This is a genomic window from Senegalia massiliensis (assembly GCF_009911265.1).
GTDB lineage: Bacteria > Bacillota > Clostridia > Tissierellales > SIT17 > Anaeromonas > Anaeromonas massiliensis_A.
On the sequence record NZ_QXXA01000024.1, the window covers coordinates 1 to 25,075 of the forward strand.

26 protein-coding genes are annotated in these 25,075 nt (G+C 26.8%); 3 read left to right on the forward strand and 23 right to left on the reverse strand.

Features of this window, described 5'->3' with window-relative positions:
* Nucleotides 1–255 precede the first annotated feature (255 nt).
* From D3Z33_RS15330 to D3Z33_RS15340, 3 genes are all read right to left on the reverse strand, one after another.
* Nucleotides 256–540 carry a DUF1294 domain-containing protein gene (locus D3Z33_RS15330; protein WP_160198653.1) on the reverse strand — a complete coding sequence of 95 codons (285 nt, stop codon included), beginning with the start codon at nucleotides 538–540 and terminating at the stop codon, nucleotides 256–258.
* Nucleotides 541–649: 109 nt separating this feature from the next.
* Nucleotides 650–1,480, reverse strand: a complete 831-nt coding sequence (locus D3Z33_RS15335) for a CAP domain-containing protein (RefSeq protein ID WP_160198654.1) — start codon at nucleotides 1,478–1,480, stop codon at nucleotides 650–652.
* Between the two features lie 238 nt (nucleotides 1,481–1,718).
* Nucleotides 1,719–2,702 carry a helix-turn-helix transcriptional regulator gene (locus tag D3Z33_RS15340; RefSeq protein ID WP_160198655.1) on the reverse strand — a complete coding sequence of 328 codons (984 nt, stop codon included), beginning with the start codon at nucleotides 2,700–2,702 and terminating at the stop codon, nucleotides 1,719–1,721.
* 132 nt (nucleotides 2,703–2,834) lie between these two features.
* Between D3Z33_RS15340 and D3Z33_RS15345 the strand changes: the two genes are divergently transcribed.
* Nucleotides 2,835–3,410: a DUF4352 domain-containing protein gene (locus tag D3Z33_RS15345; RefSeq protein ID WP_160198656.1), complete on the forward strand. Its 576-nt coding sequence runs from the start codon at nucleotides 2,835–2,837 to the stop codon at nucleotides 3,408–3,410.
* A 67-nt stretch (nucleotides 3,411–3,477) separates the two neighbouring features.
* Here D3Z33_RS15345 and D3Z33_RS15350 read toward each other — a convergent pair whose 3' ends face one another.
* The 15 genes from D3Z33_RS15350 to D3Z33_RS15420 all read right to left on the reverse strand — a co-directional run bounded on the left by D3Z33_RS15350 (nucleotide 3,478) and on the right by D3Z33_RS15420 (nucleotide 17,362).
* Nucleotides 3,478–4,269, reverse strand: a complete 792-nt coding sequence (locus D3Z33_RS15350) for an ABC transporter ATP-binding protein (RefSeq protein ID WP_160198657.1) — start codon at nucleotides 4,267–4,269, stop codon at nucleotides 3,478–3,480.
* A 25-nt stretch (nucleotides 4,270–4,294) separates the two neighbouring features.
* Complete coding sequence (locus D3Z33_RS15355) at nucleotides 4,295–5,299, reverse strand: FecCD family ABC transporter permease (RefSeq protein WP_160198658.1); 1,005 nt, start codon at nucleotides 5,297–5,299, stop codon at nucleotides 4,295–4,297.
* Nucleotides 5,299–6,324 (reverse strand): FecCD family ABC transporter permease, encoded by a 1,026-nt coding sequence (locus D3Z33_RS15360; protein ID WP_160198659.1) that lies wholly within the window; start codon nucleotides 6,322–6,324, stop codon nucleotides 5,299–5,301. Before D3Z33_RS15360 ends, D3Z33_RS15355 begins: the two co-directional genes overlap by 1 nt.
* Before the next feature lie 57 nt (nucleotides 6,325–6,381).
* Nucleotides 6,382–7,326, reverse strand: a complete 945-nt coding sequence (locus tag D3Z33_RS15365) for an ABC transporter substrate-binding protein (protein WP_160198660.1) — start codon at nucleotides 7,324–7,326, stop codon at nucleotides 6,382–6,384.
* A gap of 135 nt (nucleotides 7,327–7,461) precedes the next feature.
* On the reverse strand, nucleotides 7,462–7,959 hold the full coding sequence (locus D3Z33_RS15370) for a phosphatidylglycerophosphatase A family protein (protein WP_130808032.1): 498 nt from the start codon (nucleotides 7,957–7,959) through the stop codon (nucleotides 7,462–7,464).
* A 121-nt stretch (nucleotides 7,960–8,080) separates the two neighbouring features.
* A complete protein-coding gene (locus tag D3Z33_RS15375) occupies nucleotides 8,081–8,494 on the reverse strand; it encodes a bacteriohemerythrin (RefSeq protein WP_130808033.1) in 414 nt (137 codons plus the stop codon).
* A 25-nt stretch (nucleotides 8,495–8,519) separates the two neighbouring features.
* A complete protein-coding gene (htpG, locus tag D3Z33_RS15380; protein WP_160198661.1) occupies nucleotides 8,520–10,400 on the reverse strand; it encodes a molecular chaperone HtpG in 1,881 nt (626 codons plus the stop codon).
* Nucleotides 10,401–10,504: 104 nt separating this feature from the next.
* The gene (locus D3Z33_RS15385) at nucleotides 10,505–10,711 is read right to left on the reverse strand and encodes a hypothetical protein (RefSeq protein ID WP_160198662.1); all 207 of its coding nucleotides are present in this window, start codon (nucleotides 10,709–10,711) and stop codon (nucleotides 10,505–10,507) included.
* A 32-nt stretch (nucleotides 10,712–10,743) separates the two neighbouring features.
* The gene (locus D3Z33_RS15390; protein WP_160198675.1) at nucleotides 10,744–11,085 is read right to left on the reverse strand and encodes a restriction endonuclease subunit S; all 342 of its coding nucleotides are present in this window, start codon (nucleotides 11,083–11,085) and stop codon (nucleotides 10,744–10,746) included.
* Nucleotides 11,086–11,554: 469 nt separating this feature from the next.
* Entirely contained in the window at nucleotides 11,555–12,241 is a 687-nt protein-coding gene (locus tag D3Z33_RS15395; protein ID WP_160198663.1) for a Crp/Fnr family transcriptional regulator, read from the reverse strand.
* A 12-nt stretch (nucleotides 12,242–12,253) separates the two neighbouring features.
* On the reverse strand, nucleotides 12,254–14,098 hold the full coding sequence (locus tag D3Z33_RS15400) for a heavy metal translocating P-type ATPase (RefSeq protein ID WP_160198664.1): 1,845 nt from the start codon (nucleotides 14,096–14,098) through the stop codon (nucleotides 12,254–12,256).
* Nucleotides 14,099–14,129: 31 nt separating this feature from the next.
* Nucleotides 14,130–14,345 carry a heavy-metal-associated domain-containing protein gene (locus D3Z33_RS15405; protein ID WP_160198665.1) on the reverse strand — a complete coding sequence of 72 codons (216 nt, stop codon included), beginning with the start codon at nucleotides 14,343–14,345 and terminating at the stop codon, nucleotides 14,130–14,132.
* Between the two features lie 182 nt (nucleotides 14,346–14,527).
* Nucleotides 14,528–14,962, reverse strand: a complete 435-nt coding sequence (locus D3Z33_RS15410) for a DUF2935 domain-containing protein (RefSeq protein ID WP_160198666.1) — start codon at nucleotides 14,960–14,962, stop codon at nucleotides 14,528–14,530.
* A gap of 115 nt (nucleotides 14,963–15,077) precedes the next feature.
* A complete protein-coding gene (locus tag D3Z33_RS15415; protein WP_160198667.1) occupies nucleotides 15,078–15,689 on the reverse strand; it encodes a flavodoxin family protein in 612 nt (203 codons plus the stop codon).
* 56 nt (nucleotides 15,690–15,745) lie between these two features.
* Nucleotides 15,746–17,362 carry a M20/M25/M40 family metallo-hydrolase gene (locus D3Z33_RS15420; protein ID WP_160198668.1) on the reverse strand — a complete coding sequence of 539 codons (1,617 nt, stop codon included), beginning with the start codon at nucleotides 17,360–17,362 and terminating at the stop codon, nucleotides 15,746–15,748.
* 165 nt (nucleotides 17,363–17,527) lie between these two features.
* Here D3Z33_RS15420 and D3Z33_RS15425 point away from each other — a divergent pair, with 165 nt between their 5' ends.
* A complete protein-coding gene (locus D3Z33_RS15425) occupies nucleotides 17,528–19,486 on the forward strand; it encodes an LTA synthase family protein (RefSeq protein WP_160198669.1) in 1,959 nt (652 codons plus the stop codon).
* Nucleotides 19,487–19,514: 28 nt separating this feature from the next.
* On the opposite strand, the gene D3Z33_RS15430 is transcribed toward D3Z33_RS15425, so the two are convergent.
* On the reverse strand, nucleotides 19,515–19,961 hold the full coding sequence (locus tag D3Z33_RS15430) for a flavodoxin family protein (RefSeq protein ID WP_160198670.1): 447 nt from the start codon (nucleotides 19,959–19,961) through the stop codon (nucleotides 19,515–19,517).
* A 93-nt stretch (nucleotides 19,962–20,054) separates the two neighbouring features.
* Nucleotides 20,055–20,603: a DNA-3-methyladenine glycosylase I gene (locus tag D3Z33_RS15435; protein ID WP_160198671.1), complete on the reverse strand. Its 549-nt coding sequence runs from the start codon at nucleotides 20,601–20,603 to the stop codon at nucleotides 20,055–20,057.
* 161 nt (nucleotides 20,604–20,764) lie between these two features.
* Between D3Z33_RS15435 and D3Z33_RS15440 the strand changes: the two genes are divergently transcribed.
* Nucleotides 20,765–22,171, forward strand: a complete 1,407-nt coding sequence (locus D3Z33_RS15440; RefSeq protein ID WP_160198672.1) for an MATE family efflux transporter — start codon at nucleotides 20,765–20,767, stop codon at nucleotides 22,169–22,171.
* 43 nt (nucleotides 22,172–22,214) lie between these two features.
* Here the strand turns inward: D3Z33_RS15440 and D3Z33_RS15445 are convergent, their stop codons facing one another.
* Genes D3Z33_RS15445 through D3Z33_RS15455 form a run of 3 tightly spaced genes read right to left on the reverse strand, consistent with a single transcriptional unit; the run spans nucleotide 22,215 to nucleotide 24,910 of the window.
* Nucleotides 22,215–23,003, reverse strand: a complete 789-nt coding sequence (locus D3Z33_RS15445) for an ABC transporter ATP-binding protein (protein WP_347561299.1) — start codon at nucleotides 23,001–23,003, stop codon at nucleotides 22,215–22,217.
* Between the two features lie 35 nt (nucleotides 23,004–23,038).
* On the reverse strand, nucleotides 23,039–24,097 hold the full coding sequence (locus D3Z33_RS15450; protein ID WP_160198673.1) for an ABC transporter substrate-binding protein: 1,059 nt from the start codon (nucleotides 24,095–24,097) through the stop codon (nucleotides 23,039–23,041).
* Between the two features lie 15 nt (nucleotides 24,098–24,112).
* A complete protein-coding gene (locus tag D3Z33_RS15455; protein WP_160198674.1) occupies nucleotides 24,113–24,910 on the reverse strand; it encodes an ABC transporter permease in 798 nt (265 codons plus the stop codon).
* Nucleotides 24,911–25,075 lie beyond the last annotated feature (165 nt).

The window sequence follows — 25,075 nt, forward strand, 5'->3', positions numbered from 1 at the left end:
ACACTGTTCAATTTTCAAAGACCAATTCGTTGCCGCTGTTTGCTAGCGACTCTTAATACTATATCAGGTTTTAAGTAACTTGTCAAGAACTTTTTTATTTTCTTTTAAATTCTTTTTTCACTTAGAAAGACAAGCTTTCCTGACGACTCTTAGTACTATATCAAATTTCCTTAATGAAGTCAAGAGTTTTTTATTCACCGTCTCTAGCGACATTTAATACTATATCATTTATATCTAATTATGTCAATAGCAATTTTAATTTGTCAAAATTATTATTAACATTGATATAATTATTATACATAAAATAGGAACTACTAAATAAAATTTTTTATTTCTTATTTTATGATTAAAAACTTTCATACCAATAAAGGTGCCTATAGAGCCTCCTATAAATGATAATAACAATAATGTACTTTCTTTTATTCTCCACTTATTATTTAATGCTCTTTTTTTATCTATCCCCATAAAGATAAATGAAATTATAGATAATATTAAAATATAAGCAATAATTAAAGTGTTTAAATTAATTTTTTCAATCATATCAATTTTCCTTTATTTTTATAATACTTATTATATTATCATGTTTTGTAAATGAAAAAAAGTGTTTAAAATTTCAATTGAAATTTTAAACACTCTTTTTATAAATATTTTATTTAGGTTTACTTATAAACATTTGAGTAAAAACATATCCATATTTATCACTATCTTTTATACCAATTCCTATATGGGTAAAGTCAGGGCTTAATATGTTCTTTCTATGTCCACTTGAATTCATTAAAGCTGTATGTGCACTTTCTACAGATTGATTACCTGCTAAATTTTCACCTGCATGAACATATTTAATACCAAAACTCTTCATCATCTCAAAAGGACTACCGTAATTTGGAGAATAATGACTAAAATAATTATTATCAACCATATCTTGAGATTTAACTCTTGCAACTTTTGTTACTTCAGTATCCACCTTTAATTTTGGTAAATTATTTTTTTCTCTTTCTTTATTAACAAGAGATACCATTTCATTTTCACTATTTGATAATGTTTTATTTGTTTCTTTTGCACTATCCTCATTCTTAACTGTTTTATTATCTTCATTTTGTTTATCTGTTTTATTATTTTCGTTTTGCTTATCTGTATTATTATTCTCAGATTCATCTACAACAACAGGTTCTGCATCAGATTTCTTTACTGCACCTACTTCATTATTATCCAATTGAACAAGATACCAATCATCTAATTCTTTAGTTACATTTACTATTTGGTCTTTCTTTAAATTTCCAACAGTTTCAAAATTATCTCCTGATCCAGATTTAACATCACAATTGTCAGAAGTTATCTTTACGTTCTCAATATCTGTTTTTTCAAATATAGAAGATTCTTCTGAATTGTTTTCTTGTTGTTTTTCTTCAGATGTACAAGAAATTAATAAAGAAGTTAATAAAAGACTCAACAAAATCATTATAATAATTTTCTTTTTCATAATTATCTCCTTTTCTTCTTTTTAAAAATATATCTAATTTATAGTTGATATTTTCATATATAGTATTTACATCTTTTTTAAAAATATTATAATGATTTCTTTTTAGAATTAATTAACAAAAACATATTTTAATATATTTTTTGATATTTTTCTCATTGATTGTTCTATATTCTTCTAATATTTTACATTCGTGTGTTGAATTTCATTCATAATTAACTAGTATGTAATCCACTAATGATTAATATAAATTAATTACTTCTTTTACAGTTTTTTTCATATTATCTTTTAATTTTTGAGGCGATATTATCTTTACCTTATTTCCAAACATAAATAACCAACCTAAAAATGTATTGCTAATTTCTACCTCTACCTTTATTTTAAAACTATCATCACTCTGTTTTCTAATAATAATATCTTGTCCAAATTTATCAATGACTACATTTATAAGAGAATTGTGAAATTCTAATTGAACCGTTTCAAGTTCACCAATATACATATTAAATATTTTTCTAGAATATTCAGCTACATTAAATTCTTCATAACCTTCTATAAGATATCTGTCTTTTTCTAATATATTTATATCCATCATTCTATCTACTCTGAAATTACTTATATCATTATATCTTTCATAATAAGAAATTAAATAATAATGTTCATTGGACCAAGTAAGAGCATAAGGACTTAAAGTATATCTGTTACCATTTCTTCTAAATTCAATTTTCTTATTTAAGTCATAGTCAAAATATTTGAAAGAAACCTGTTTATTTTCATGAATAGCTCTATGCAATCTATCTACATTATAAAAAATTCTTTCATTACTAGTTTTAACTCTATCTCTTACAATTACATGTCTATCTAGTTCCTTAGCTTGACTAGAACTAGTTAATTTTTCAAGTTTTTTTATTAATTCATTGCTTTTTTTATGGGTTATAAACTTTGAAGATTGAACTGAATCAACAAGAAGTTTTAGCTCTGCTAATTCAAAATCTCTACTTGCAATAAAATATTTATTAGATCTTCCCTTTTCACAAATTATATCAAGTCCATAAAATTTAAGTAATTCTATATCAGAATATACTGATTTTCTTTCAGCAGATATATTATGCCTTTTTAGTTCAGTTATTATATCATTTACAGTAATATAATTTTCTTCATCAGTTTTTTCAAGCAATATATCCATTATGTATAATATTTTTAATTTTACACTTGTATTATTAGCCATTGAAATCACCTCTAAATAATACACTTCTACATTAATATGGAAACTCCTCTTTATTTTATGAATTATTGTCCGTACAATGGTACATTATATTTATTATACTATAAACAAATCTTAAAGAGGAGGAGTCAAAAAATGTTAAATGTTAAAATTTTTAAAAAATATTTATTTATTGGAATTTTATTAGTTACAATGGGACTTTTAGGAGCATGTGGAGAAGATACAAATTCTGAAGATAATTCAAGTAAAGAATCATCAACAGAAAACAATGAAACTAATGAAAATCAAGAAGACAGTAATGATGAAAATGAATCTAAAAAAAGTGAAGATAAGGTATATAAAGTAGGAGATACAGTAAAAGTAGGAAATGTAGAATTAACTGTAAACTCCGCTTCTTTTTCAGAACCTGCCGAGTATAGTGAATCCAAAAATGGTAAAGTACTTACACTAGATGTTACAGCAAAGAATACAGGAGATGACCAAGTATTTATTGATAATACTGAATTTGCTATATACGATAATAATGGTAATAAACAAGATGATTATTATGGATATGATGATATGGCTATAAGCGAACAAATAAATAGCGGGAAACAAGTTCAAGGTAAAGTTTACTTTGATGTAGTGAATCAAGATTCTTATGAAATGATTTATACTCCATCATTTTCTTGGGATAGTAAAGAATATATTTTTGAGATAATACCAAAATAAAAATATGCCACTCTATGAGTGGCATATTTTTAACTAATAAAATAAATATTATTTAATTTAATTACTTTTATACTATTAAATCATACATTATACATATAGGTTTATCATTTCTAGGATCTATTTCTATTGCTGCATCAATATTAAAAACTTCAGCCAAATATTTTTTCGTCATTACTTGTTTTGGAGTACCAGAAGATATGACTTTACCATTTTTCATAGATATAATATAATCTGAAAATCTTGATGCTAAATTCAAATCATGTAGAACCATAACAATAGTTCTTTTTTCACTTTTATTTAAATGTTGAAGTAAAGTTAATATTTCTAATTGATGGGCTAAATCTAAATATGTTGTAGGCTCATCTAAAAGTATTAATTCTGTTTGCTGAGCTAATGCCATAGCTATCCATACTCTTTGTCTCTGTCCTCCTGATAAATTTCCAATAGGCATATCATTATAATCATTCATATTAGTAGCCTTTAATGCCCAAGTTATTATACTCTTATCTTCTTCCTTTAATCTTCCAAATCCTTTTTTATGAGGAAATCTACCATAAGAAACTAACTCTTCAACTGTTACTCTCTCAGGTGCATTAGGGGTTTGAGGTAAAATTGCCATTTGTTTAGCTATTTCTCTCGTTGAAAATTGGTCAATTTCTTTACCTGAAATATATATACTCCCATTTTTAGGCTTTAAAATTCTTGAAACTGACTTAAGAGTAGTAGATTTACCACATCCATTAGGACCTATTATAGTAGTTATTTTTCCTTTAGGGATTTCTATATTAAGATCATCTACAATAACTTTTTCTCCATATGCAATAGATAAATCTCTTGTTGCTAAACTTTTTTCATTCATTATATATAACCTTCCTTTGACAAATTTATTTAGAACTTTTTACTAGATAAAGAAAATATGGTGTTCCAATTATAGACACTATAATTCCTGCAGGTATTTCTGTAGAAGGTAATATCATACGTCCAATTGTATCAGCACCTAATAGTAATAACCCACCTAATAATGCAGATGCAGGTAAAAATATCTTATGATTTGGACCTACTAATTTTCTAGATAAATGGGGAGCTATTAACCCTACAAATAAAATTGATCCTCCTACTGCTACACTTGCACTGGCTAAACCCACAGCTAAAATTGATAATATAATAAATTCTCTGTTAACATTTAACCCTAATCCTATTGCAGTTTCTTGCCCTGTATTTAATATATTAAGAACATTGGACTTATAATATATCATTATAAATAAAGCTATAACTATAGGAAGTAGTACTAAAACATATTTCCATTCATCTCCCCATATACTTCCTGCTGTCCAAAGTTGAGTGAACTGAAACTGTTGTCTATTCAGTGATAACGTAATAAATAATGTAGCTGCATTTATTGCTGTATTAACTGCTATACCAGTCAATAAAAGACGAGTAGCAGAAATTCTTTCCTGTCTTTTATACGTTAAAATATAAATAATGATTGCAGCACATAATCCACCAGTAAAAGCTAATATAGGTAGTATTATTGTAGATATGCCCATTGTTGAAAAAATTGCTATATAAATTAATACAAAAAATCCTGCACCAGAACTAATTCCTAATATCCCTGGATCTGCTAAATCATTACCTGTCAATCCTTGTAATGTAGCTCCAGCAGTTGCCATTCCTATTCCTATAAGTACTGAAATAATAATTCTTGGTAATCTCAATTGGAATAAAACTAAATTTTGTTGATAAGTACCATTACCCATTAAAGTTCTAAATATATCTATAACACTCATATCAATTACACCACAATTTATACTAAAAAAAACAACTGATAACAATAATAAAATTAATATAGTATATATAAGTATAACTTTAAACCCAATATCTCTAATCATTAAAAACCCATCCTTTCTTTTCTAGAAATATATAAAAAGAAAGGTACACCTATAATTGCAAATATAATACCAAGTGGTGTTTCATAGGGAGCATTTATTACGCGTCCAAATACATCGGCAAATAACATAAATATAGCTCCAAATAATCCTGAAGTAGGTATAACAAATCTATAATCATCTCCTACAAAAAATCTTACTATATGGGGAATGATTAAACCTACAAATCCCACTGGGCCAACTAAAGTTACAGCTATAGATGACAATATCAAAACTAATATTATTGAAATTATTTTAATCAATTTAGTTCTTTGTCCAAGTCCTTTTGCTAAGTCTTCTCCTAAATTTAGAATTGTAACTGATGGAGATATAATTATAGAAGCTACAGTAGCAATTAAGAACCATGGAGTAACAAATTTCAATTCTTGAAAGCCAACATTAGCTACACCACCTACATTCCAATATGTAATCTGTTGTCCTACATTCCCAGTTATTGCAACAAATTGACTTAATGCAAGAAATAATAAAGATACAGTTGTACCTGCAAGAATAAGTCTATCAGGTCTTATATCCGAATTATCACTACTTGATATATAATAAGTTATTCCTACACCAATACTAGCTCCTACAAATGAAAATAATATAATTTTTGTATATGACATATCCGGAAAAAATGAAAAAGATATGGCTAAAGCAAGTCCTGCACCAGAATTAATTCCTAGCAAGCCAGAGTCTGCTAATGGATTTCTAGTAACACCTTGCATAATAGAACCTGCAATAGCAAATCCAGCTCCAACTAAAATATTTGCAATAGTACGTGGAATTCTAATTTCTCTAATTGTTTGATGAGCTATAACACTGGAATCAAATTCAAAAATTGCACTTATCACATCAGAAAATTTTATACTGGCTGCTCCTATAGCTATTGATAATAAAATACCTAAAAATAAAAGAGCAAACCCTATAACCATATAAATAATAAAATTATATGAATTATTTTTTTGATTTTTAAAATACTTATTTATCATAATTACATATGCCTTTCTTTAAAATAGCAATATCATTTTAAAAGTTTACTTGCTATTTTATTTTGATTTTTCTATAAGTCCATTTACAATTTCATTAAGTTGTGCTTTAGTTGAAAAAATATCTTGATATATAAAAGCTTTAGAATTATATTCTATTACATTTTCATTTTTTACAGCTTTGGTATTTTTCCAAACCGGATTATTTCCTACAGTTTCTATAGGATCTTCTTCCCATCCACCAATCATAATATAATCTCCTGAATATTGATCTAGCACTTCAAAAGAAATTGAACGCCACTGTTCACCATTAATTATTTCTTCTTCAACTTTTTCAGGTCCTTTCATTCCTAAAAGATCATACAGTACTTCTCCTCCACGACCTTGTTTATTTCCATATACAAAAACTTGTTTTTGACTTGTTTCAAAAAGAGATATAGTTTTATTTAATATTCCTGCTTCTTCTAATGTTGATTTAGATTCTTCTACTGTATTATTGAAATCTTCTAAAACAGCTTCTACTTTATCCTCTTTACCTAATGCTTTACCAATCAAATTAAGTCTTTGTTCTGTAGTAATATTTGTATAATCTACAAATATGGTTGGTGCAATTTTAGAAAGTTTGTCATAGTCAGTTTGAAAAGCTGTAATAATTAAATCTGGTTCTAAACTAGCTATTTTCTCCATTGAATATTCACCGTAAGAATCGTCACCATTAATTGAAGGGATTCCTTTTAACTCTTCTTGAAAGTATGCACCTTCATAAATATAAGTTGTCCCTACTGGCTTTACATCTAATGCTAGAGCATCCCCCATAAAATAATCAATTACTACTCTCTTAGGATTTGAAGGTATTTCTACATCTCCCATAGTTGTTGATACAACTCTTGTTTCATTTTCTTTCTCTTTAGTTTTATCATCTTGAGTAGAACTTTCATTTGAACATCCTGATAAAATTAAACTAAAAATTAACAAAACTACCCCTACATATGTATATTTCTTCATTATTTACTCCTCCTCCAATATTTTGTCTTATATAATTGTATAGAAAATGATAATCATTGTCAAATGAAAAATAATATAATTAAAGACTATCTAAAAATATTTTTAAATAGTCTTTAATTTACTTTGAATTATATATTATTCAGTTGAATGAGCTATTCTACTTGCTGCAGCTGCAGCAACAGCTGAAACTAAATCATCCATAAATGTATGAACTCTTTCACTATGTTTTTCTTTATTATCTAGTTCTTTTATAATACCTACTTTTTCTTTGTCTAAATATCCATAATTTGTTAATCCAATAGTTCCATATATATTTACTATAGATAAAGGTATTATTTCATCTATTCCATATAGTCCTTCATCAGTCTCTATAATTTCTTGAAGTGGATATGGTAGTTGCTTCTTTTCTGCTAACTCATCTAATGCTAATCCTGTAAGTATTGCATGCATAACTTCTCTTTTGCGTAATACTCTTTCAACATTTTCTATACAATATTCAAGAGTTAAATCCTTTTTATATTTCTTTTGTAGAAACATAGCTAATTCTGCTATATCTTTTATATTAACTCCTCTTTCTTCCATATTGTTTACAGTTAATCTGTATAGCTCTTCCGCATCGTACTTTTTCTTCATAATATCCCGCCTTTATTTTTAGTGACAAATATTATTTACCCATTTTAAATATATTTTAATAAAATAATATATTAAATAAAGAAAGGTCCTTATGTAAGAACCTTTCTTTATTAGCTTATTGCTAATATACACCTTTGTCATTTAAAAATTCATTATATTTGTGATCTGATTTTAATATATGATTTTCTATCCAATCAGCTACAAACATTAATGTATCCATTGCAACCTTTTTTTGTCTTAAATCAATATCTTCAGTTTGTATTTCTTTTATTTTATCAACAAATAAAGTATGTTGATTTTTATGCTCTTCTAATTCATTATATCCATATTTAGACATAAGTTCTTCTTCATAGTTAAAATGATAAACAGTATATTCTTCTAATTCTCTAATTATAGCCATTATTTCATCATAATGATCTCTATCATCCTTAGAAGTTACCAATTTATATATATCGTTTCCTATTTGAAATAATTTTTGATGTTGTTTATCTATTTCTTCTATATTACAACTAAAATTTTCTTTCCATTTAAACATAAAACTCCCCCAATTAAATAGTAAATTAGCTCATTACTTTACTCATGTTGTTAGAAAATTCTACTGGATCCTCTATAGGTAAACCTTCAATTAAAAGAGCTTGATTATATAATAAATTTGTATAAAGGTCTAATTTTTCTTTATTACCATTTTCATATGCATCTTTTAACGCTTTAAATACAGTATGATTAGTATTAATTTCTAAAATTTTATCAGCCTCTATATTTTGATTGTTAGGCATTGACTTCAATACTTTTTCCATCTCTATTGAAACTTCACCTTCATTTGCAAGACATACTGGATGATTCTTAAGTCTCTTTGATGCTCTAACTTCTTTTACTTTATTTGATAATACTTTTTTCATATCTTCAAATAATTTATTGTTTTCTTCTTTAGATTCATCTTTATTTTTATCTTCTTCTGTTTCTATTCCTAAATCACCACTAGATACAGATTTGAATTCTTTTTCTTTATAATTCATTATCATTTTTATAGCAAATTCATCTACATCTTCAGTAAAGTATAATATTTCATATCCTTTATCTAATACTAATTCAGTTTGAGGTAATTTTTCTATTTTTTCTACAGAATCACCTGTAGCATAATAAATATATTTTTGATCTTCTGGCATTCTTTCAACATATTCATCTAAAGTTACTAATTTTTTCTCTTTTGAAGAATGGAACATTAATAAATCTTGTAACAATTCTTTATTCTGACCAAAGTCACTGTATACTCCATATTTTAACTGTCTACCAAAAGAATCATAGAATTTTTCATATTTTTCTCTATCATTATTTAATAGTTTTAAAAGTTCACTTTTTATTTTCTTTTTAAGATTTTTAGCTATAAATTTAAGTTGTCTATCATGTTGAAGCATTTCACGAGAAATATTTAAAGATAAATCTTCTGAATCTACCATTCCTTTAACAAAACTAAAATAATCAGGTAATAATTCACTACACTTATCCATGATTAATACACCATTAGAATATAGTTCTAAACCTTTTTCATATTCTTTAGTATAATAATCAAAAGGTATATTTTCTGGTATATATAATATTGCATTATATCTTATAGTACCTTCAACTTTAATATGAATATGTTTAACTGGTTTATCAAATCCGTAATGTTTATCTTTATAGAATTTTTCATAATCTTCATCTGTAAGCTGACTTTTGTTCTTTTTCCATATTGGAACCATACTATTTATAGTTTCTTCTTCTATATATTCTTCAGATTCTTCCTCATTATCTTCTTTTTGTTTATATTTAGTTACATCCATTTTTATAGGATATCTTACAAAATCAGAATACTTCTTAATTATATTTTGAATTTTATATTCTTCTAAGTACTCATCATAATTTTCATCTTCAGTATTTTCTTTTAATTTTATTATGATTTCTGTTCCTATTTCTTTTTTATCGAAAGGTTCTATAGTATATCCTTCTGCTCCTTCAGATACCCATTTATATCCTGTATCACTACCTAATGCTTTAGTTATCACAGTAATAGTATCAGCTACCATAAAAGCTGAGTAAAAACCTACACCAAATTGTCCAATTATATCATAACCATCTTTTAATTGATTCATTTTTTTGAAATCAAAAGAACCACTTCTAGCAATAGTTCCTAGGTTATCTTCTAATTCTTCTTTAGTCATACCTATTCCAGTATCATATACAGTTAATATTCTATTTTCCTTATCTGGAGTAATTTTAATATAATAATCTTCTTGATTAAACTTTATATTATCGTCAGTTAATGCTTTATAATAGATTTTATCTATAGCATCACTAGAATTAGAAATAAGTTCTCTTAAAAAAATTTCCTTATGAGTATAAATTGAGTTAATCATTAAATCTAATAATCTTTTAGATTCTGCCTTAAATTCTCTTTTTTCCATAATAATCTCCCTTCTGTTGATGAAATTTTTATATATATAATATGTATTAGCACTCTTATAAGAAGAGTGCTAATACATAATTATTTTTATCATAATTCTTATAATTAGTCAATACATCTGACCTTTAAAATTAGAGCTAGAACAATAAAAATAAAAAATATAAGATCCAAATAATATTTTTCAACAATAGTACCTTCTATTAAACCTTTATAAAAGGTAGATGGATCAACTCCAAATATATTGGTAAAGATAATTATAAATACTAATACGCTTAAGCCACCCAGTAAAGCATTTAAAATCATTTTTTTCATAATCCTAATCTCCTATTAATTAAATAATATTTCTACTTCTTAACTTTTTCTTTTAATACTTTTTTAAGTAATTCTATAGCACTTTCTTCTTTAGGATAATTGGTGACAAGCTGACCTCTAAATGCTTTAGCTAGTATTGATTTTTTAATTAGTTCAATTTCATCTTCAAGTTCAGTTAATTCTTTTATTTCTGATTCTTTTTTAAGTAGATTGTATAGGATTCGTAATATTTCTTTTTGTTCTTGTAGAGGGGGAAGGGGCATTAATACTCTTTCAAAATCTGAATTCCTAACTGATGGAGAATTATGCCCTTTCGTTTGTTTTGTTAAGTAATCAGATTGTAGATAATTATATAATGTGATAAAATTATCAATCTATTATTTAAAAACTCAATATTAATCTTTATATTAAAAAAGGCCTCCACCATTGAATTATAAATTCTACTCTGATCATTCTATTACTTATATTCTATCATTTTAAGTGTATCTTTACAATTTTAAAGTTATCTTACACATACAAGTAGATAAATTAAAAAGAATCTCCACTCTACTTTTGTAATATGCAGATTCTTTTTGTTAAAATATCTTATTTACTGTTTATAAATTCATAAAATTTTTTTACCATTTCTTTATCCTTACCTTCTATATATCCTTCTGGAGTATCACAGATAGAACTAGCTTCTATACCTAATAATCCTATAATTCTGTAATCACACTATATATATTCTTTCATTTGGTATACTACACTCATTGATAGATTTTTGCATAACTCTTTATAATTAAAATAGTAAAATAGAGAATAGTTATAATTAATATAATGTTTTATCTGATTTTCTATCTATTTCTATACTTTTAATTTTGCTATATCTTCTAATTTTTCTCTATGCAATATGCAAATCTTCCTCTGTCCTTCTTGTTCTATTATCCCTTTGTTTTGAAGATCTGTAAGTCTTCTACTCAGTGTTTCTCTACTGACTCCTATATAAGATGCTAAGTCCCTTTTAGTTATTTTTAAGTTTATTTTATTGTTACCTTCTGATAACTCTAATAAAATATTGGCTACCCTTTGTTCTACATCTTGTAGTCCTAGAGATTCTATTAAATTTTCTGCATCATTAAGTCTTGTACTTATCTCTTCTAGTATTTTTATAGCTATATCAGGATGTTTTTTTATTATTTGATTTAATTTATTCCCTTCTATAATACATACACTGGTCTTTTCTAATGTTTGTGCATTACTTTCTAAGGGAGAAGGAACGAATAAAGAAAGTTCTCCCATAAAATCTCCTGGTTCTAAAACTCTAATTATCTGTTCCTTACCTGATTCAGATATTCTAGTAATCTTTACTTTACCACTATTTACAACATAGAGTCTTTGAGACTCTTCACCTGCTAGATATATGGTTTCATATTTTTGATATTCCCTATGACTGGTTATCATAGCTATTTCAGACATCTCATCATAGGTTAGATTATTGAATACAGGTACTTTATCTATACAATTACTTTCTTCCTGATTAATCTTTTCCATTTAATCTCCCCTTTATTTTTCTCTATATTTTAATAGTCTAATTGCATTTATTATTACTAGTAATACACTTAACTCATGAACTAACATTCCTAAAGATAGGAATACTGTTCCTACTAATACTCCTATTAATAATAATGTTACTACTGCTATTGAAAAATAGATATTTTGTTTTATATTCTTTACAGTTGATTTACTTAGTCCTAGAGCATAGGATAATTTGTCTAACTTATCTGCCATTAAAACTACATCTGCTGTCTCCATAGCAACATCTTTTCCTACTCCTCCTACAGCTATTCCTAAATCTGCTGATGCCAATGCTGGAGCATCATTTACTCCATCTCCTACCATTAATGTAATTCCAGATTCTGCTTGTAAGTCTTTTAATATTTTTACTTTATCCTCTGGAAGTAATTCAGCATAATAGCCATCTAAACCTAATTTATTTGCTACCCAATTAGCTACTCTTTCATTATCACCTGTTAGCATAATTAAATTTTTAATACCTTGTTTCTTAAGTTTATCTATAAGATCCTTAGCCCCTTCTTTTATAGTATCCGCTATGGATATAACTCCTAGTATATTTTCCTTATCTCCTATTATTACTGCAGTTTGTCCTTTTTCTTCCTCTTCTATAATATAATCTTCTATATCTTCTGATATATTTATTCCATTTAGATCTATTAATTTTCTATTTCCTATCAATACCTCTTTACCCTCTATTTTAGCCTTTAACCCATGGCCAGTTATTATATCAGTATATTCAGGAGCCATAAGTTTTCCACCTATTATCTCATCATATTTTTCTATTATTGACTTTCCAAGAGGATGTTCTGAATACATTTCCCCTTTTGCTGCTAATTTTAGCAATTCTTTTTCACTAATTCCAAAGGATTTAATCTTTATCACCTTAGGCTTTCCCTCTGTCAGAGTTCCAGTTTTATCAAAGGCTATAACCTTTGTCTTCCCTAGTTTCTCTATTATTTCTCCACCTTTTATTAATATTCCATTCTTAGCTCCATTACCTATTCCTGCTACTATTGATACTGGTGTGGATATTACTAGGGCTCCTGGACAAGCTATTACTAGAAGCGTTAGTGATAACCTTATATCCTTTGTTATTATATAAACTATTATTGCTAATATCATTATAGCTGGTGTATAATATCTAGAAAATACCTCTAGAAACTTCTGTGTTTTTGCTTTTTTATCTTGTGCTTCCTCTACCATTTCTAAAATTCTTGCAAAAGTTGTATCATCACCAACTTTTTGTGCTTCTATCTTTAAGTATCCTGATTCTATAATTGTTCCTGAATATGCCTCATCTTCCTTTTTCTTATTTACAGGCATTGATTCCCCTGTTATAGAAGCTTGATTCACATGTGAGTTTCCTTCTACAACTACTCCATCCACTGGAATCTTTTCTCCAGAACGAACTATCACTATATCTTTTTCCATAACTTCATTAGGATCTATCTCTATTTCTTGTCCATTTCTTATAACCTTAGCCACATTTGGTGCTAAATCAAGCAATGACTTAATTGCTGATCTAGTTTTATCTAATGTTTTTGATTCTAAATAGTTTCCTAGCATAAATAAGAATGTAACTGCTCCAGCTTCCCAGTATTCCCCTATTATTAATGCTCCAATAACTGCAAGAGTTACTAGAGCATCAATTCCTAAAATTTTGTATTTCAATGCTCTTATGGCATTTAATCCTATAGGGTATCCTGAGAGAAAGGCAGCAAAAATCATTAGAATATCTGGTATTAATGATGAGTTTACTATTCTATCTAAAATTAATGATAATACTATAGCTATCCCAGATATTAAAACCCTTTGGCTCTTTGTAATTTTCATAACTTAGCCTTCCTTTCTCTCTAATATTCTATTATTTAATTCCTAATACATCGAATCCTAAATCTTTAATTACTCCTTTTATTTCATTTTCATCAGTTGAATTTTCATCAAATGTTACTTTTACTTTACTTGCATTAAATAACACTTCCACATTTTCTACTCCAAATGTACTTTTAACTCCTTTTTCTATTTTTATTACACAACTTGGACATGTTAATGTCTCTAATTTAAATGTTTTATTTGTCATAATTATTACCTCCTAAGATTTTTTATTTTCTTTATTGTAACTACATTATAAGATGAATAGAAAAATATAACCTTGACTCTGGTCAATTTTTATAAAATAAAAACCCATTAGCTATAATTGCTATTATGGGCCTTTTGTTACAAATTTTAAAAGGACTCATAATGAGTCCTTTTAAAGCTAGTTTATCTATAATTTACATAAGTAAGATAAGCCTTAGCAATACCAATATAATATTGTGATTCTCTAATTATATGACTAATTACTACACTTACTACCACATTATCCTTAATTGCAGAACTTTCCTTCATCATATTACTTAAAAGAGCTACAAAGTTTTCACTTTGACATAAAGTAAATTCAATCAAATCTATGATTTGATCCTCTAATCCAGGAGTTATTATATAATTTATTCTAGCTAATCTTTCAATGTATTGGGCAATAGTAGCTTCTATTGAACTTAGAGATTCATATTCTGCCTTTAACTTCTCTTGAAATTCCTCTTCTAAATTACTAGCTAATTCTCTTATAACTACTGTATGTTCAGCTTCTTGTCTCTTCCAGAACTCAGCTTCTTCTAAAATTCTTACGTGATTCTTATCTCCATAACAAAATTGCATCTATTTCTTCCTCCTTTTCATAATCATATTTAGTCAATATCATTATATGTGGAAGTTGAAATTGTGTACTTGTTATAAAGTGGAACCTAATATAGATTGTATTAATACTTTTTACCTATATACTTCTTGTTTTATCAGCTAAAATTATTGTCTTGGTCAGTTTAACTCCAGCTTTTTTTGATCTTTCCTTTAGTTCATACTCTGCTTCTGCCTCTCCACGTTCATATAAATAAAGTGCTTTGATACTTTCAACTGTTCTCCATCCCACGGATTGAAGAGTTAAATTCATTGCATCTGAAGTGAAACCCATATTTTCTATTGTTTCTTGCTCACAAATAGATACTGTCACTGCATATTTGCTACCATTTACTTCATTTGGACTTAGCCATACTGAACGATCTGTTTCGTCAAAAACCTCATATGCATATAATCTATCTAGAAATTTTTTAGTTAACCATGTAACATTATAAAAATATGTTGGAGATCCAAGTACAATACCATCTGATTCTTCTGATTTAACATACACATCTTCTAAATCATCTTTAAGTACACATTTACAAGTTTTTCTACATCCTTCACAAGCAATACATCCCTTAAAATCTAAATCTGATAAATATATTTTTTCAACTTCAAATCCTTTTTCTTTTACTCCTTGTAAAACGGAATCAACTAATATATCAGTATTTCCGTTTTTTCTAGGACTTCCTATTATACCTAAAACTTTCATTATGCACATCCTTTCTTAAAACAACTCTATATATAGTCATCTATTATTGTAACTACCTAGAAACTTAAAACCTTATCTACTACTTCCATAATTAACTTTGGAGTATTATTTACTACATCTGTCATATATACTCTTTCAGTCATTTTGTGTAAATCTTTTCCCCAGGGGCCTATATTTATTACTGGTATTCGTAATTGTTTCAAGTTTTCAAAATCTATTTCATATATATGATTCCATATAGGAGTATTTTCTTCTATATAAGGAACTACTTCTTCTCCTTTAATAAGTGATGTATAACTTAAGTCTGATATTCCCATAAAGTATCTTTTAAGATCATAGCTTTCTCCAAATTCTTTTGATTTTTTATTTATTATTTCTTTTATATTTGAAATCTTTTTATTTACATCTAAATTTTCATTAGAAACTGGAGGATAATATGGTGGAGATATTCCTATTACTACAATAGGATCATTACTTCTTGTATATTCTAATACCTTTTTTATTAATATAAAGTTTGAATTTGGAATATTTATTTTTCCTTTTTTAATATCCTCTTTTAATTTTTTTATTAATTCTTTATACTCTTTTTCAAATTCTTCTTTTCCATTTACTTTTGCTTCTTTATATATTTCATTAAAAAATTTAACTTTTGGATTCCATGAAAGTATTGCATTATCTTTACTATAAATTTTATAATTATTATTTAAAATATTAATTGATTCTTTAAAAGTTATTTCACATATGTGTTTTATTTTGTTTAATATTTCTTTTGGTGTTTGTTTAAGGGGTAAGATACTAAAATATCCTCCTGCTGCTTCTGGAACTGATACATCGTAATTCTTTTTGAAATCTCTTAAATATATCCAAGTTGGTGGAGGAGATACTTCTCCTAAATCACTATCAGAAAAATCCATATTAGTTTCAATATTTATAGCAATTTTTGATAGTATAAGAAGGGGATTAAATCCTGAAAATATTTCTCCTATATGTGATTTGAAACCTTTTACATATACTATAGGCATAATTTTCCCTACAGAACCATCATATATTGTGCCTACTTCTTTTTCTTTTCTTGTATGTGGTTCAGAATTAATTAATAGTTCATATTTTAAGTTGAATTTATCTTTTAACTTATTTAATAATCCAATAGATTTTCTCATACCTATTGATAAATTTTCCTCATCTGGAACAGATAATAATAAGATATTTCCATTGAAATTTATTTTTTCACTATAATGCTTTAGTATTTCTAATTGAATAGCAGCACCAGCTTTCATATCAGCTGTACCTCTTCCAAAATACCATTTATTAGAATTTAAATCTTCTTTTATCTCTTGTGAAAATTCTAATGTCTTATATTGTTTCTTTAATTCTTTTGGTGAATAAGCATACTTTTTAAATTTTCCATAGTCAAGACTATCAACTACATCATGATGATGTAGTAAAACTATAGTTTCTTCACCAATCCCTTTTACTAAAGCCCATATTACTTTTCTTTCAAACTCATCATTTACATCAAATCTTCCATAGTGATTTTTATTGTTCTTAAAATACTCAAATGTAGAAATATATTTATAAATATATTTTTCAATATCTTTTTCTAACTTTGTTCCAGTATCACTTTTTATATTAACCATGTCTAATAATATTTCTTCTATTTTTTTATAATTCATTTTTATCTCTCCTAAGTTTAAATAATAGACATTTAATATTTATACCCATATTTTATTTCATATTATAATTTATCACAATATAACTTAAATATTTTATTTTTATAAATTACATCATATATTAAATTAAATTTGACTATAATAGTTACGTAGGAGGCTTGATCATATATGAATAAAATTTTTAAAAATATTAACTTATTATTTTATTTTTTTATTTCTTTATTATTTATGGAAATAATATTTAGAGTTGCAACTATAGGTGAGATAAAATATCAAGGTCTTATGCTATCTGCTATATTTATGCTTACTTTATCAATAATATTTTTTCTATTATCTAATTTTTTAAAAGGATGGTGTCAAATCACTTTTGCTTCATTTCTACTTATAGCAATTGGTGTTATTTATTCTTCTCAAATTGTATACTATAAGTTTTTTAGAACTTTTTATAGTGTGTTTTCCGCTGGAAATACATCTCAAGTTTTAGAATTTTCTAATGATATTTTAAATGTAACTCAAAAAAATGTTAAATGGATTTTGTTATTACTACTACCATCATTAATTGTTATAATATTTGGTAAGAAAAAAATAATATCGTATCGCGTAAAGTGGTTTTATAAAGTAGCATTAATTGGTTGTATTATTAGTACTCATATAATTGGACTTATAACTATATTTTTAAGTGAGAGAGAACAATATTCTCCTTATGATTTATATTTTAATAATAATTCTATAAACTTATCTGTTAATAAACTAGGTTTAATAACTACTATGAGATTAGATTTACAAAGACTATTAACTGGATGGTCTCCAAAACTAAGGAAACCAAATATAGATATTGTTGCTTACTCTAATAAGGATTTTAAAGAAGAAAAGATAGAATATAATACAATGAATATAAATTTTGATAATTTAATAGATATAGAAAAAAATTCTACAATAAAAGAAATACATAATTATTTCAACACAATAGAGCCTACATCAAAAAATGAATATACAGGAAAATATGAAGGATATAATCTTATATTTATTACTGCTGAAAGTTTTGCTCCTTATGCTGTTCACAAAGATTTAACTCCTACTTTATATAAAATGATAAATGAAGGATATAATTTCACAAATTTTTATAATCCTATATGGAATGTAAGCACTACTGATGGTGAATATGTAGCTTGTACCAGTTTGATTCCTAAAAGTGGAGTTTGGAGTTTTGATAAATCATCTAATAATTATCTTCCATTTGTAATGGGAAATCAATTTAAAAAATTAGGATATAAAACATTAGCATACCATAATCATAGCTATAAATATTATAATAGACATTTATCTCATCCAAATATGGGGTATGACTATAAAGGCTTAGGTAATGGGTTGAATGTAAAAAAAACTTGGCCAGAATCTGATTTAGAAATGATGGAAAAAACTATCCCAGAATATATAGATAATGAACCTTTTCACACTTACTATATGACAGTAAGTGGACATATGCAATATAATTTCTTTGGCAATCAGATTGCTCATAAAAATAAAAATTTAGTTAATCATCTTAATTATTCTACAGAAGCTAAAGCATATATAGCTACTCAAATAGAATTAGATAAAGCATTGAAATATTTATTAGATAAATTAGAAGAAAAAAATATTGCTGATAAAACACTAATAGTATTAAGTGCAGATCACTATCCATATGGACTTAAAGATAAAACTATAAATGAATTATCAGGACATAAAGTTGAAAAGAACTTTGAGATTTATAAAAGTCCTCTTATAATTTATACTGCTGATATGAATACAGTTACTATTGATAAACCTTGTTCTAGTTTAGATATAATTCCTACTATTTCTAATTTATTAGGACTAGAATATGACTCAAGACTATTAATGGGAAAAGATATATTTTCTGATTCTGATCCTTTAGTCATGTTTCTAAATAGAAGCTATATAACTGATAAAGGAAGGTACAATGCAGTTAATAAAAAATTTACTCCAAATGAAGGAGAAATTATAGAAAAGGAGTATACTGATATGATTTCATATATAGTAGATACTAAATTTTATTATTCTGCTAAAATACTTGAAACAGACTATTATAATAAAGTACTAGAGGAATATAAGAAAAAAGCCAAATAAAATAAAGATAGATATATCTATCTTTATTTTATTTGGATGAATCTATTATTTGTTTTATAATTTCTTCTTCATTATTTTGGTTCTTTACTATACCATAGCTTTCTTTGAATTCTCCATGTTTGTCCTCGAATTTTTTTATAGACTTTTCTACATTACTTCCATCACATGTTATTACTATCTTTACTTTATTAAAGGGCACTTCTTTTAAGAATGTTCTAATTGCTGGTGCTGGTCCTCCTGCCCATAATGGAGATACTACTATATAATCTTTAGTTCTATCTATTTCTCCATTAACTTTAATACTAACTTCTTTATCTGTTGAAGCATAAAATGCCCCTTTAATAAAGCCTAATATTCCATTCCAATTTTTATTATCAGTAATTTCTATGACTTCATTAGCAACTCCATTAGCTATTGTTTCTGCTACCCTTTTACTTACTCCTGTTCTTGAAAAATACACTATATTATATTTCATAATCTCATCTCCTCTTAATCCTTTCACGACCTTTATATACACTTATAATTAAGTATAGTCATATTTTATTAAGTATACAACAAGACTGAAAAATTATTTTTTAAAACAACTGTTTATATGATCGTCTATTATTCCAACTGCTTGAAGATAAGAGTAGATAGTAATAGAGCCTACAAATTTGAAACCTCTCTTTTTTAAATCCTTACTTATTAAATCTGATAAAGATGACTTTGATGGTACTTCATTTATGTTTTTATAATTATTAACTATCACTTCATTATTAGTAAAGCTCCATATGTAATTATTAAAGCTATTAAATTCATTTTGTATTTCTATAAATTTATTGGCATTATTTATTGCTGCCTCAATTTTTCTTTTATATCTTATAATTCCTTTATTATTTAATAATTCTTCTATTTTTTCTCCATCATATTTAGCTATTTTTTTATAATTAAAATTATCAAATGCTTTTCTAAAATTTTCTCTTTTCTGTAGTATTGTAATAAAACTTAATCCCGCTTGCATTAATTCTAATAATAAAAATTCAAAATGAACTTTATCTTCAAAAACTGGAACTCCCCATTCTTTATCATGATAATCCATATAAAGCTTACTACCTTCTGCCCAATCGCATCTTTGCATTTAAATTTCTCCTCTTTATTTTTTTATTTAATGTTCAATTTTCTTTATTTTATCATATAGTAATTAATATAATGTTACATTGAAATAATAGAAATATATGATAAAATATTTCTAGACTCGAAATATTTTATCACAATATGACAATAAGAAGGGTGTAATTCATGGTAAATTTATCAAATGATTTAACTCCAAAGAAAATGAGAAAAAATATATTACATTTAGCATGGCCAGCAGCACTTAGAATGTTTTTACAAAGTATTGTTGGTATAGTAGATATTATTATGGTAGGTAGTATAGGAGCTCATGCATTAGCTACTGTAGATATTAGTAATAGATTTGTTTTTATAACTGTAGGAGTGTTGTCTTCATTAACTATTGGCGCAACTGCTTTAGTTGCTAGATTTAAAGGTGCTAAAGATGAAGAACAGGTAGAAAAAGTAATTATTCAATCTTTATTAACAGGAGCTATACTTTCAATATTAATTGCTGTTTTAGGATTTGTTTTTGCCAAACCTATATTAAATCTAATGATGATATTAATGGATGAAGTTGATCCTTACATTCTAAATAATGGTAATATATATCTAAAAATAGTTTTTACTTCTATGCTTTTTGCTCTTCCAACTTTAATGTTTAATTCAATATTACAAGGTCTTGGAGATATGAGAACTCCTTTATATATAATGGTTACTACAAATATTATTAATGTTGTTGGTAATTATATCTTTATTTTTGGTATAGGTCCTATTCCTGAAATGGGAGTAGCTGGCGCAGCTATTGGTACTGGTTTAGGCAGATTAGTAGGCTTTTTATTGGCTGGATATGTACTTCTAAGTAAAAAGACATTAATTAAAGTTAGTTTTAATAGTGGGAAATGGAAAATTGACTGGAAGATTTTAAAGGAAATACTACATATAGGACTTCCAGCTTCAATAGAAGAATTAGTTAGAAGAGGAAGTCAAATAATTTATACTATTTTAGTTGCTGGTCTTGGTACTATAACTATAGCTGCAAATGCTGTAGTTATGAATATAAATTCTTTACCTATAATGCTTGGTTTTGGCTTTGGTTTAGCTTCTACTACTTTAGTAGGTCAAAGTTTAGGTGCTAATAAAAAGAAACTTGCCGAAGCCTATGGAAAACAGACTACTATTGTTGCTTTATTTTTAATGATACTGATATCTATTCCTATGTTTATATGGGTAGAATTTATAATTAGATTATATACAAATAATGTAGAAGTTATTTCTATGTCTAAACCTGTTGTCCGATTAATCATAGTAGCTCAACCTCTCTATGGAATATTTTTGGTTCTTGCAGGAGCTTTAAGAGGTGCAGGAGATACTAGATATACAATGATTACCACAATAATTGGTAATTTAGGTGGAAGGATTTTATCTAGTTTATTCTTTGGATATGTTTTAAATCTAGGACTTATGGGATTCTGGCTAGGAATGGTATTAGATATTGGCTCAAGGACTGTTTTAATATTTTTTAGATTCTTATCAAAGAAATGGCAAAAAATTTATGAACAAAGAGAAAATACTAAAACTATATTTACTAAATAAAAAGTTATAAAAATAAACTTTACCTGAGGGTAAAGTTTATTTTCTATTCTTCTGTTTGACTATTTATAATATCTAATATTTCCTTTTTAGTTTGAAAATATTTTTCACTATACATAATATGATCTGAATCTTCTTTATATATGGTGTTGGTAAACTCTACATTAAATTCTCTAAGTATTTTTCCTGGTCTTTTACTCATGACTTCTATTCTAGTACCTAATGCTAATGCTTCGTCTATATCATGGGTTATTAAAAATATAGTACTATTATTTTCCTTCCATATTCCACGAATTAGTTTTTGCATATTTGCTCTTGTAAAAGCATCTAATGCTCCTAAAGGCTCATCCATTAATATTACTTGGGGATAATTAGCAAGAACTCTTGCAAGGGCTACTCTTTGCTTCATACCTCCTGAAAGTTCAAAGGTAGGTTTATCTTCAAATCCTTCTAACTTTACTTGTTTTAAGAAATGTTCTCTTATTTCTACTATTTCTTTTTCTGGAAGCCCTCTCATTCTTGGCCCAAATTCTACATTATCTTTTATACTCATCCATGGATATAATGTTGGAGATTGAAAGACTACTCCTCTATGCCAATCAGGACCATTAATAGGTTGTCCTTGCATTAGACATCTTCCACTAGTAGGATTAAGATATCCTGCAATAGTTTTTAATAGTGTACTCTTTCCACAACCAGATGGACCTAATATACATATAAATTCCCCACGTCTAATTTCTAAATTTATATCTTCTATTGCTAATATTGTATTCTTCTTTTTTCCATATTCTACTGTTAGATTTTGAATGTCTATTAATACTTCTTGTTCTTTCACCAGTTCAATTCCTTTCTACTTTAATTAGAAATATATTATTCTGAATCTGACTCTAAAGATTTTTCAATATACTCTGGATTTACATATTTATTAAACTCTTCTTGAGTAGGAGAATTTTCTATGGAACCTTGTTCTTTTAAAAAATCTGATGTTTCTTTCATTATTCTTGCAAAATCTCCTGGCTCTTCACTTTTTCCTAAATATCTATCTCCTATTAGTTCCTCTCTTGGTATCCATATGGAACCTTTCATTTGAGTTAATGCTTCTTCTTTTTCTATTCCCAATTCTTCTGACACTATTTCTGCTGCTTTTTCTGGATCTTCTATATATATATCTGCTGATTCTGATAATAATGTTATAAAATCTTCTACTAATTCCGGATATTTTTCTGCAAATTCTTTTCTTACTACATCTACATTTGCAGTTACATAGCCTTTTTCTGCCATCTCCTCGCTGGATACTAACATTTTTCCATCTTCTAATATCTTCCCTAGGGATGGTTGCCATGTATATGCTGCTTTTATATCTCCTCTTTCCCATGCTGCTACTATTTCTGCTGTTTGCATATCTAATAATTCTACTTCATCTTCTATTCCTGCTTCTTGTAATGCATTTAATAAGACAAAATGGGATGTTGATGCAAAAGTTGTTGCTACTTTTTCTCCTGCTAAATCTTCTATTTTTTCTATTCCAGAATCATTTTTCACTGCTAATGCTTCTATTTCTCCTAGTATTTCATGTATCCATATCATTTCTACATCTAACCCCATAGCTAATGCTATTATGGAGTTTGTATTTCCCATTGTTGCAAAATCTATACTTCCTGATGCAAGGGCTTTATTTGCATCTACTCCTGAATCAAATACTATAAAGTTTGTCTCTATTCCTTTTTCCCCAAAATATTCATCAAAGTATCCTTCTGCCATTGCTATTGTTTCTTCATTTGGTACACGTAATATTCCAAAATTTATTTCTTTTGGTAAATTTTCATTTCCTTTTGATGAGGTATTTGTTTCCTCTGAATTTCCACATGCCGTTATGGTTAATAAACCTATTGTTAATATTATTGATATTATTTTAATTTTATTTTTCATTTTTTCCTCCTTACTTTAAACATGTCCTCTCCAATATACTATTCTTTTTTCTAAATATCTTAATCCATAATCTATTAAAATGCCTGTAAATCCCATAATTAAAATTCCCACTACTATTACATCACTTTTCAAAAAATTTGATGCATCTAATACCATCCATCCTATTCCTGATGTTGCAGCTACCATCTCAGATGATACAAGGGTTGTGTATGCAACTCCTACTGCAGTCCTTATTCCTGTAAATAACTGTGGCAAACAAGCAGGTAGTACTATTTTAAAAAATATTTTTTTCTGATTTGCTCCTAAAGATTTTGCACTTAAAATATAGTCTATATTAATTCTATTTACTGCAGATACTCCTGCTATATAAATAGGTGCAAAAGCTGCTAAAAAAAGCAATATTATTTTAGAAGTATTATCTATTCCAAACCATAATATAAGTAAAGTATAGTAAGCAAGAGGTGGTAAGGGCCTATAAAACTCTACTATTGAATCAACTACTCCTCTAACTTTTCTAGAATATCCACTTAAAAGTCCTAAAGGTATTGCTGTTGAAATTGCTAAAGCTAAGGCTGTAAACAACCTTTGAAAACTTGCTCCTAAATGTGTAAATAAAGAAATTCCGTTATATCCCTCATTTAAAATTTTAATAAATGAATCTAATACTCTAGATGGAGAAGGTACTAGTGTTGAAGAAAACAATTCTATTTTCGTGATTAAAAACCATATTCCTAATATAGCTGCCCATGTAGCTATTGTAAGAGCTCTTTCAGTACTATGTTTTTTTCTATCTAAATAAGTATTTTCTTTCATAAGTCTCACCTCTTTCTAATAAAATTAACAAAGTCATCAAGTATATACCCGATGACTTTATTACTAATTAATTCTCAAAAATAATTACTTTTAATTAAAGTTATATTCTGTAACTATTTTTTCTCTATCTGTTACTTGATCTTGGAAATATTCATAACAGCAAAT

Bases quoted from the DNA above. Each gene is read 5' to 3' on its own strand.
- htpG (WP_160198661.1), bottom strand. From the start codon at position 10,400: ATGGAAAAAAGAGAATTTAAGGCAGAATCTAAAAGATTATTAGATTTA.
- D3Z33_RS15330 (WP_160198653.1), bottom strand. From the start codon at position 540: ATGATTGAAAAAATTAATTTAAACACTTTAATTATTGCTTATATTTTA.
- D3Z33_RS15410 (WP_160198666.1), bottom strand. From the start codon at position 14,962: ATGCAATTTTGTTATGGAGATAAGAATCACGTAAGAATTTTAGAAGAA.
- D3Z33_RS15365 (WP_160198660.1), bottom strand. From the start codon at position 7,326: ATGAAGAAATATACATATGTAGGGGTAGTTTTGTTAATTTTTAGTTTA.
- D3Z33_RS15345 (WP_160198656.1), top strand. From the start codon at position 2,835: ATGTTAAATGTTAAAATTTTTAAAAAATATTTATTTATTGGAATTTTA.
- D3Z33_RS15425 (WP_160198669.1), top strand. From the start codon at position 17,528: ATGAATAAAATTTTTAAAAATATTAACTTATTATTTTATTTTTTTATT.
- D3Z33_RS15420 (WP_160198668.1), bottom strand. From the start codon at position 17,362: ATGAATTATAAAAAAATAGAAGAAATATTATTAGACATGGTTAATATA.
- D3Z33_RS15360 (WP_160198659.1), bottom strand. From the start codon at position 6,324: ATGATAAATAAGTATTTTAAAAATCAAAAAAATAATTCATATAATTTT.
- D3Z33_RS15400 (WP_160198664.1), bottom strand. From the start codon at position 14,098: ATGAAAATTACAAAGAGCCAAAGGGTTTTAATATCTGGGATAGCTATA.
- D3Z33_RS15415 (WP_160198667.1), bottom strand. From the start codon at position 15,689: ATGAAAGTTTTAGGTATAATAGGAAGTCCTAGAAAAAACGGAAATACT.
- D3Z33_RS15355 (WP_160198658.1), bottom strand. From the start codon at position 5,299: ATGATTAGAGATATTGGGTTTAAAGTTATACTTATATATACTATATTA.
- D3Z33_RS15440 (WP_160198672.1), top strand. From the start codon at position 20,765: ATGGTAAATTTATCAAATGATTTAACTCCAAAGAAAATGAGAAAAAAT.
- D3Z33_RS15450 (WP_160198673.1), bottom strand. From the start codon at position 24,097: ATGAAAAATAAAATTAAAATAATATCAATAATATTAACAATAGGTTTA.
- D3Z33_RS15350 (WP_160198657.1), bottom strand. From the start codon at position 4,269: ATGAATGAAAAAAGTTTAGCAACAAGAGATTTATCTATTGCATATGGA.
- D3Z33_RS15335 (WP_160198654.1), bottom strand. From the start codon at position 1,480: ATGAAAAAGAAAATTATTATAATGATTTTGTTGAGTCTTTTATTAACT.
- D3Z33_RS15430 (WP_160198670.1), bottom strand. From the start codon at position 19,961: ATGAAATATAATATAGTGTATTTTTCAAGAACAGGAGTAAGTAAAAGG.
- D3Z33_RS15370 (WP_130808032.1), bottom strand. From the start codon at position 7,959: ATGAAGAAAAAGTACGATGCGGAAGAGCTATACAGATTAACTGTAAAC.
- D3Z33_RS15395 (WP_160198663.1), bottom strand. From the start codon at position 12,241: ATGGAAAAGATTAATCAGGAAGAAAGTAATTGTATAGATAAAGTACCT.
- D3Z33_RS15435 (WP_160198671.1), bottom strand. From the start codon at position 20,603: ATGCAAAGATGCGATTGGGCAGAAGGTAGTAAGCTTTATATGGATTAT.
- D3Z33_RS15385 (WP_160198662.1), bottom strand. From the start codon at position 10,711: ATGAAAAAAATGATTTTAAATGCTTTACTGGGTGGCTTAAGCGTATTA.
- D3Z33_RS15375 (WP_130808033.1), bottom strand. From the start codon at position 8,494: ATGTTTAAATGGAAAGAAAATTTTAGTTGTAATATAGAAGAAATAGAT.
- D3Z33_RS15340 (WP_160198655.1), bottom strand. From the start codon at position 2,702: ATGGCTAATAATACAAGTGTAAAATTAAAAATATTATACATAATGGAT.
- D3Z33_RS15405 (WP_160198665.1), bottom strand. From the start codon at position 14,345: ATGACAAATAAAACATTTAAATTAGAGACATTAACATGTCCAAGTTGT.
- D3Z33_RS15455 (WP_160198674.1), bottom strand. From the start codon at position 24,910: ATGAAAGAAAATACTTATTTAGATAGAAAAAAACATAGTACTGAAAGA.